Source organism: Intrasporangium sp., from assembly GCF_051961875.1.
Lineage (GTDB): Bacteria > Actinomycetota > Actinomycetes > Actinomycetales > Dermatophilaceae > Intrasporangium_A.
On sequence record NZ_JBQCCV010000061.1, the window covers coordinates 1 to 7,188 of the forward strand.

The window sequence follows — 7,188 nt, forward strand, 5'->3', positions numbered from 1 at the left end:
CACGACGACCTCGGTCGACGAGATCGCCCTCGACCGCCGGATCGTGACGAGCATCGACCACTCCGTCTCGAACCTGCTCGACGACTGGGCGGCCACCTCACAGGAGAAGAGCGGGCGCTGCTGGCTCTTCGCCGGGACCAACCTCCTGCGGGCCGGCACGCGAAAGAAGCTGGGCGTCAAGGACTTCGAGTTCTCCCAGAACCACCTCCTGTTCTGGGACAAATTCGAGAAGGCGAACCACTGGCTCGAGTCGGTCATCGCCACGAGCGACCGCGAGATCGACGACCGCACCGTCGCGCACCTGATGGCGACGCCGGCCGAAGACGGTGGTCAGTGGAACATGTTCGTCGCGCTGGTGCTCAAGCACGGGCTCGTCCCGAAGGTCGCGATGCCCGAGACGAAGAGCTCGAGCAACACCCGGCAGATGAACCGCGACATGGCGACGATCCTGCGCCAAGCCGCCCGAGACCTGCGTGCCGACGCGGCGAACGGCGCCGACACCGATGCACTCGACGCCGCGAAGGAGCAGGTCCTGGCCACCATCCACCGGCTGCTCTGCATCCACCTCGGCACGCCGCCCGAGACCTTCGTGTGGCAGTGGAAGGACACCGACGGCGGGTTCCATCGGGACGGGGAGATGACGCCGCTCCAGTTCGCCGAGGCCTACGTCACCGTGCCGCTCGAGGACTACGTCTGCCTCGTCAACGACCCGAGGCCGACGAGCCCCTACGGCCGGACCTTCACGGTCGAGCACCTCGGCAACGTGGTCGGCGCCCCGCCGGTGACCTACCTCAACGTCGAGCCCGACCTCATGAAGTCCCTTGCGGCACAAGCGATCGTCGGCGGCGAGCCGGTCTGGTTCGGCTGCGACACCGGCCAGATGTCCAACGCTGACCTCGGACTCTGGGACGCATCCCTGTTCGACCGCGCCTCGATCTACGGCACCGAGCCGAGCCTCACGAAGGCCGACCGGCTCCTCCACCACGAGTCGCTCATGACCCACGCCATGCTCTTCACCGGGGTCGACCTCGTCGGCGATGCCCCGCGGCGGTGGCGCGTCGAGAACAGCTGGGGCACCGAGAAGGGCGACAAGGGCTTCATGACGATGAACGACAGCTGGTTCGCCGAGTTCGTCTTCGAGGTCGCCGTCCGACGCGACGCGCTTCCCGCCGAGCTGCAGGCCGCCCTCGACCAGGAGCCCATCGTGCTGCCCGCCTGGGACCCCATGGGGGCCCTCGCCCGCTGACCGCGCGACCGCTGACCGCGACGGCCGCCGACGGCGACGGCGCCGGCTCAGGTGTGGACCGTCTGGAGCGTGGGGTGGGTGGCGTGGGACACGTCGATCACCGTGATGTTCACCTCGCCCGCGAGCAGACCGGTGTGCGCCGCGATGTCTCGAGCGATGCGTTCTCGGAGACTGCGGCTCGCGGCCGCGATCACGGTCCCCATCTCGATGATGACGTCGACATCGATGACGACGCGCGGCCCGGCGACGCCGACGTCGGTCGCCGCGTGGCCGCCGCCGAGGGCCAGGCTCACACCGGGCACTTGTTCGGCGGCGAGCCGCGCCACGGCTGAGATCACGCGTGCCGCGATGCGGGTGTCGCCGTCCGGGGAGGGGATCACGGCATACCAGCCCTGGGCCACCAGCTCCCGCACGCGGCTCATGACCTGTGCGAGGACCTCGGCGGGGGCGTGGACCTGTTCGGCGGCCAGGGCGCGGACCGGGCGCCACAGCTCGTCGAGCTCTGCAAGGGCCGCGCGGCAGTGCGGGCAGGAGCGCTGGTGCTCCGGATCAGTCGGTGGGCGGCCATCACCCACCTGGGCGAGCAGGTCGTCGATGGGCCGCCCGCAGCGCAGCCGAGAGTCGGACACGGTGAGCCGGTTGTTGCCAAACACCTGAACTCAGCTCCATTCCCGGAGAGTCTCGACCAGTGCGCGCCGGGCGCGGTGCACGCGGACCTTGGCGGCGTTCTCGCTGATCCCCAGAATGCGCCCGATCTCCGCATGGGAGTATCCCCCGAACGTGTGCAGGACCAAAGGGGCGCGCTGGTCGAACGGTAGCGCCAGCACGGCCTCGCGCACGGAGTCCCGCCGACGGTTGACCTCCCCGACCTCGTCGGCCCCCGGCGCGGCACCGCCCGCGTCAGACTCGAGTGGTACCGATTCGACACCGCCCTTGCGCCGCAGGTTGTGGCAGGTGTTGATCAGGATCCGCGTGAACCAGGTCCCGAAACTGGCCTCCGCGCGGAAGCGAGGTAGCGCGCGCCAGGCTTGGAGGAACGCCTCCTGCACGGCGTCCTGTGCATCGGCATGGTTGCCCAGGAGTCGCAGGGCGCTCACGAAGGCACGGTCCTGGTGGAGCCGGACCAAGGCCTCGAAGGCGGCCTCGTTTCCCTGCGCAGCGTGACGCACGAGCACCGCCTCGGAGGCAGCAACCGGGGACGGCGGACTCCGAGACGGGTCCGGCGGACGGAACTGTGATGCAGCGCACATCGTTCCGTAACCTTTCCCCGATTCTTCGTGTCCAAGACATAGAGCACGCTCCTCGCGGCCCCCGGCCGGTTGCCTGCTCACCCTTGATCCACGACCGAAGGAGCCCGACATGAGCAGCACGCCCGCAAGCACTTCCAGCACTTCGACCGAGACGGCCGGCTCGAGCGGGACGACGACTCGTTCCGGTGGGGGCTCGTCACAGCTGCAGACCTCGCAAGGCAACACCACGATCGCCGACGGGGTGGTGCAGAAGATCGCCGGACTGGCGGCCCGTGAGGTGTCCGGGGTGTACGAGCTCGGCGGTAGTGCCGCCCGCGCACTCGGCGCGATCCGGGAGCGCATCCCGGGCTCCTCGCAGACGAGCGGTCAGGGCGTCTCGGTCGAGGTGGGCGAGCGTCAGGCCGCGGTCGACCTCGAGATGGTGGCCGAGTACGGCGTCTCCATCACCGAGCTGGCTCGCGCGGTGCGGCGCAACGTCATCTCTGCCGTCGAGGGCATGACCGGGCTGGAGGTCACCGAGGTGAACATCGCGGTCAACGACATCCACCTGCCCACCGCCGATGGGGCCGACCAACCACCGGCACCAGAGCGCGTCCAGTGACGAACAGCCCAGACACGGACGCCGCCTCGGCACTGGAGCGCCAGGTCGACGCCATCGCCGCGGCCGCACTGGCCTGCCCAGCGGTGGCGGGTCTGGACCGGGGCGGGTGGCAGCAGGTGGCGACCTATCTGCCCGGCCGCCGGGTCGTCGGCGTCCGGATCGAGGACGAGCGAGCTCTGGTCTCGGTCGTCATGGCAGCAGGGGCGTCGGTGGCCACTCTGGAGGCGCAGCTCCGACCGGCCCTGGCGCCATACGTGGGGGGCCGGAGACTCGACGTGCTGGTCGCCGACGTCGCCGTGAACGAGCCGACCGCGACGGCGGCCACGTCCCCGGCGACACCGCCTGGCCGTCGTGACGGTGGAGCCGCGGCCGTACGAGACGACGCCGAGCTGCGCAGGTAGCGGCGCCCCAATCACCCCGTTCCTGACTCACTGGAGGTTCTCATGCATCCCACCACGATCGGCCTGTTCACCGGACTGCTGCTCGGCCTGGCCTGGGTCGTCGGCGGTTTCGAGGCGTTCGTCGGCACCGCGGTGCTCGGCGTGATCGGGTACATCGTCGGCAAGGTGGTTGCCGGCGAGCTCGACCTCACCCGCTACCTGGGCGCGTCGGGTCGCTCGCACCGATGAGCACGACGACGGTCGCTGGGGCAGGTCCCGCCGATCCCACCGCTCCCGGCGACACTCCCGCGGCGGACCCTCAGTCCGCCTCCAGCGACCGGGGAGGCCTGAGTGTGGCCGACCGCGTGGTGGAGAAGGTCGCCGGGTATGCCGTCACCCTCGTCCCCGACGCGGCGGCCGCTCCCCGGCGGGTGCTGGGCGTGAACGTCGGTGAGTCGCGCGAGGAGGGCGCCGCGAGCGTCGAAGCCCGGGTGATCGGCGATGTTGCCACGGTCAGCGCGCGGATCGCCGTCCGCTGGCCGCGGTCGGTACCCGAGGTGGCGGACGCGGTCCGGCGACGGATCCGCAAGGAACTCACGGAGATCACCGGGGTTCGTGTCGACCACATCGACGTGGAGGTCAGCTCGCTCAGTGTGGGCTCCCCCGAGAGGCGGAGGGTGGAATGACCGCAACGAGCATCACGCACCGAGTGCTGTCCGCGCTGCTGGCGCTCGGCCTGCTCTTCATTGCCGTCGTCACCGTGGCCGAGGTCGTCCTCGCCAACCTGCATCGTCCTCCGTGGCTCGTGCCCTATCCACGGTGGGCCAACTGGCTGAGCCAGCACAGCTGGAACGACTCCACCGTCATCGCAGGGCTGGTCGTCCTGGCCCTGGTCGGCCTGGTGCTGCTCTTCCTGGCGCTGCGACGCGGCAAGCCCGCGACGCTGCCGCTGACGTCACGCAGCGAGGGTGTGCTGGTGTCCGCCTCCCGGCGCGGCGTCGAGAAGTCCGTCGCCGCGGCAGCCGAGCGGACCAGCGGCGTCACGAACGCCACGGCATCCGCCGGCCGGCGATCCGTCCGCGTGGAGGCGCACACCACGACCCGGTCACAGTCCGATTTGCAGCAGCAGGTCACAGCCGCGGTGCACGAGCGGCTGGACTCCCTGGGTCTTGCCGAGCGCCTGCATCCGCGGGTGCGGATCATCAACAAGGAGGCGCGATGAGTACCAGAGTCGGCGCAGCCAACCGCGCGGTGCTGACCCTGCTCGGGCTGCTCCTGCTCGCCGCGGGTGTCCTCGGCCTCGGCTTGGCGACCGGCGTGTTCGGTCGACAGCGAACTGGCCAACCGGTGCTGGCCGAGACTGTGCGCACCTTCCCCCACCGGCACGCCTGGTTCTGGTGGGTCGTCGTCGCGGGGGCCGTGATCATCGCGCTCCTCGCTCTCAGGTGGCTGCTGGCGCAGCTGGCCACCGACCGCGCCAACCGGATCGACCGCACCACGAATGCCCGGGACGGTTACACCATCGTGCACGCCGGTGCCCTTTCCGAGGCGGTCGAGGACGACGCGACGAGCATCCCGGGGGTCACCGGCGCAGCCGCCTACGTGTCGCGCCCGCTCCGGGTGATCTTGCGCGTCGTCCTGGCCGACGATGCCGACATCGGCTCCGTCCGCAGCGGCCTCGAGAGCTCCACGATCCCCCATCTGCGGCAGGCGCTGAACCAAGATGATGTGCCGATCAACATCGAGCTGCGGCCTCAGCCCAACCCTGCGAGATCGGTCGCCTGAGTCGCCGTCGAGGCTCAGCTCGCTCGGGGGCCGGGGAACCGGTGCACCTCCTGGGGCCAGTCGAGCGCGACGGCGAGCCGGCCGGCCCAGTACCGGGCGGCATCGTCGTCCGGCACGTCCACGACGGCGAAGCCACCGAGGTGCTCCTTCGTCTCGACGTACGGCCCGTCGGTGAAGATCGGCTCCCCGTCCCTCGCCTCGACGCTGCACACGACGCTCGACGCGTCGATCCCGCCGTTGGTGAAGAGGAAGACCCCGGCGGCCTTCATCTCGTCGATCACCTGCCGCCCGGCGATCGCCTTCTCGCGCAGCTGCTCCGGCGTGTGCTCGGGCACCCACTCGTCGTTGAACGCGATCAGATACTCCGTCACTGTCGTCTCCTCTCAGGGCTGGTCGAGGGCGGGTGCCCCCGCCGCTCGGCGACCCCGCTGGTCGCCATATGAACTCCACGAACGCCGGCGTTCCGATCCGACACCATCCGGCAGAGCAGTTCAAGACTGCCCCCGAGGCAGGGTCCCCAAGTGACCCCGTCGGACGGGAATCATTCCGCCGTGCCCGAAGTTGAGTCAGGTGTACGCAAGTTTTGCGAGTCCGGTTTTGACAACCCAAGGCTGGGCAGAGCAGATTGAGCGAGACCCGAAGACACGCGGCCCGAGCGTGACTGAGCCCGCCCACGAGGCGAGCTGAGCGGCATACGGCCCGATCAAGGAACACCAAGGAGAACCACTCATGGCACGTGCGGTCGGAATCGACCTCGGTACCACCAACTCGGCTGTCTCCGTCCTCGAGGGCGGCGAGCCGACCATCATCGCGAACGCTGAGGGCGGCCGCACCACCCCGTCGGTCGTCGCCTTCGCCAAGAACGGCGAGGTGCTCGTCGGCGAGGTGGCCAAGCGCCAGGCCGTCACCAACGTCGACCGGACGATCCGCTCGGTCAAGCGCCACATGGGCACCGACTGGAAGTCGCCCGAGATCGACGGCAAGCGCTACACGGCGCAGGAGATCAGCGCTCGCATCCTCCAGAAGCTGAAGCGCGACGCGGAGTCCTACCTCGGCGAGACCGTGACCGACGCGGTCATCACCGTCCCGGCCTACTTCGACGACGCCGAGCGGCAGGCCACCAAGGAGGCCGGCGAGATCGCGGGCCTCAACGTCCTGCGCATCATCAACGAGCCGACCGCGGCGGCCCTCGCCTACGGCCTCGACAAGGGCAAGGAGGACGAGCTCATCCTCGTCTTCGACCTCGGTGGCGGCACCTTCGACGTGTCCCTCCTCGAGGTGGGCAAGGACCCGGAGGACAACTTCTCCACGATCCAGGTCCGCGCGACGAGCGGTGACAACCAGCTCGGCGGTGACGACTGGGACGACGTCGTCGTGCAGTGGCTGATCCAGCAGGTCAAGAACAAGACCGGCCAGGACCTGTCCAAGGACAAGATCGCGATGCAGCGGCTTCGTGACGAGGCCGAGCGGGCCAAGAAGGAGCTGTCGTCCGCGACCTCCACGAACATCTCGGCCCAGTACATCTCGATGACGCCCGAGGGCCCGATCCACCTCGACGAGACGCTGACCCGCGCCCAGTTCGAGCAGATGACCAAGTCGCTGCTCGACCGGACGAAGGCACCGTTCCACAAGGTCATCGAGGACGCCGGCATCAAGCTGTCCGACATCGACCACGTCGTGCTCGTCGGTGGCTCGACCCGCATGCCGGCCGTCAGCTCGCTCGTCAAGGAGCTGACCGGCGGCCAGGAGCCCAACAAGGGCGTCAACCCCGACGAGGTCGTCGCTGTCGGCGCCTCGCTGCAGGCGGGTGTCCTCAAGGGCGAGCGCAAGGACGTCCTCCTCATCGACGTCACGCCGCTCTCGCTCGGCATCGAGACCAAGGGTGGCCTGATGACGACGCTCATCGAGCGCAACACGGCCATCCCG

At 69.5% G+C, this 7,188-nt stretch carries 11 protein-coding genes; 8 read left to right on the plus strand and 3 right to left on the minus strand.

Annotated features, from left to right (window positions below):
- A partial coding sequence (locus tag ACTHJJ_RS03810; protein ID WP_440301607.1) for an aminopeptidase C occupies positions 1 to 1,246 on the plus strand: 1,246 nt, incomplete at its 5' end.
- A 47-nt stretch (positions 1,247 to 1,293) separates the two neighbouring features.
- Here the strand turns inward: ACTHJJ_RS03810 and ACTHJJ_RS03815 are convergent.
- The gene (locus ACTHJJ_RS03815; protein WP_440301608.1) at positions 1,294 to 1,899 is read right to left on the minus strand and encodes an Asp23/Gls24 family envelope stress response protein; all 606 of its coding nucleotides are present in this window, start codon (positions 1,897 to 1,899) and stop codon (positions 1,294 to 1,296) included.
- Positions 1,900 to 1,905: 6 nt separating this feature from the next.
- Positions 1,906 to 2,415, minus strand: coding sequence for an RNA polymerase sigma factor (locus ACTHJJ_RS03820; protein WP_440301609.1), 510 nt, complete (start codon positions 2,413 to 2,415; stop codon positions 1,906 to 1,908).
- A 190-nt stretch (positions 2,416 to 2,605) separates the two neighbouring features.
- Here ACTHJJ_RS03820 and ACTHJJ_RS03825 point away from each other — a divergent pair, with 190 nt between their 5' ends.
- The 6 genes from ACTHJJ_RS03825 to ACTHJJ_RS03850 are packed head-to-tail and all read left to right on the plus strand — an operon-like array spanning position 2,606 to position 5,262.
- Positions 2,606 to 3,097, plus strand: coding sequence for an Asp23/Gls24 family envelope stress response protein (locus ACTHJJ_RS03825; RefSeq protein ID WP_440301610.1), 492 nt, complete (start codon positions 2,606 to 2,608; stop codon positions 3,095 to 3,097).
- A complete protein-coding gene (locus ACTHJJ_RS03830; RefSeq protein WP_440301611.1) occupies positions 3,094 to 3,498 on the plus strand; it encodes a hypothetical protein in 405 nt (134 codons plus the stop codon). The genes ACTHJJ_RS03825 and ACTHJJ_RS03830 overlap by 4 nt, the downstream gene beginning before the upstream one ends.
- Positions 3,499 to 3,540: 42 nt before the next feature.
- Positions 3,541 to 3,726 carry a hypothetical protein gene (locus ACTHJJ_RS03835; RefSeq protein ID WP_440301612.1) on the plus strand — a complete coding sequence of 62 codons (186 nt, stop codon included), beginning with the start codon at positions 3,541 to 3,543 and terminating at the stop codon, positions 3,724 to 3,726.
- Positions 3,723 to 4,163, plus strand: a complete 441-nt coding sequence (locus ACTHJJ_RS03840) for an Asp23/Gls24 family envelope stress response protein (protein ID WP_440301613.1) — start codon at positions 3,723 to 3,725, stop codon at positions 4,161 to 4,163. Before ACTHJJ_RS03835 ends, ACTHJJ_RS03840 begins: the two co-directional genes overlap by 4 nt.
- Positions 4,160 to 4,699 carry a DUF6286 domain-containing protein gene (locus ACTHJJ_RS03845; RefSeq protein WP_440301614.1) on the plus strand — a complete coding sequence of 180 codons (540 nt, stop codon included), beginning with the start codon at positions 4,160 to 4,162 and terminating at the stop codon, positions 4,697 to 4,699. Before ACTHJJ_RS03840 ends, ACTHJJ_RS03845 begins: the two co-directional genes overlap by 4 nt.
- Positions 4,696 to 5,262 carry a hypothetical protein gene (locus ACTHJJ_RS03850; protein WP_440301615.1) on the plus strand — a complete coding sequence of 189 codons (567 nt, stop codon included), beginning with the start codon at positions 4,696 to 4,698 and terminating at the stop codon, positions 5,260 to 5,262. Before ACTHJJ_RS03845 ends, ACTHJJ_RS03850 begins: the two co-directional genes overlap by 4 nt.
- 14 nt (positions 5,263 to 5,276) lie before the next feature.
- Here the strand turns inward: ACTHJJ_RS03850 and ACTHJJ_RS03855 are convergent, their stop codons facing one another.
- Positions 5,277 to 5,633, minus strand: coding sequence for a YciI family protein (locus ACTHJJ_RS03855; RefSeq protein ID WP_440301616.1), 357 nt, complete (start codon positions 5,631 to 5,633; stop codon positions 5,277 to 5,279).
- 358 nt (positions 5,634 to 5,991) lie between these two features.
- On the opposite strand from ACTHJJ_RS03855, the gene ACTHJJ_RS03860 reads away from it, so the two are divergent.
- A partial coding sequence (locus ACTHJJ_RS03860) for an Hsp70 family protein (RefSeq protein WP_440301617.1) occupies positions 5,992 to 7,188 on the plus strand: 1,197 nt, incomplete at its 3' end.

What these genes read in the sequence shown, in the direction of transcription:
- ACTHJJ_RS03845 (WP_440301614.1), top strand. Translation starts at nt 4,160, where the DNA reads ATGACCGCAACGAGCATCACGCACCGAGTGCTGTCCGCGCTGCTGGCG.
- ACTHJJ_RS03835 (WP_440301612.1), top strand. Translation starts at nt 3,541, where the DNA reads ATGCATCCCACCACGATCGGCCTGTTCACCGGACTGCTGCTCGGCCTG.
- ACTHJJ_RS03825 (WP_440301610.1), top strand. Translation starts at nt 2,606, where the DNA reads ATGAGCAGCACGCCCGCAAGCACTTCCAGCACTTCGACCGAGACGGCC.
- ACTHJJ_RS03840 (WP_440301613.1), top strand. Translation starts at nt 3,723, where the DNA reads ATGAGCACGACGACGGTCGCTGGGGCAGGTCCCGCCGATCCCACCGCT.
- ACTHJJ_RS03850 (WP_440301615.1), top strand. Translation starts at nt 4,696, where the DNA reads ATGAGTACCAGAGTCGGCGCAGCCAACCGCGCGGTGCTGACCCTGCTC.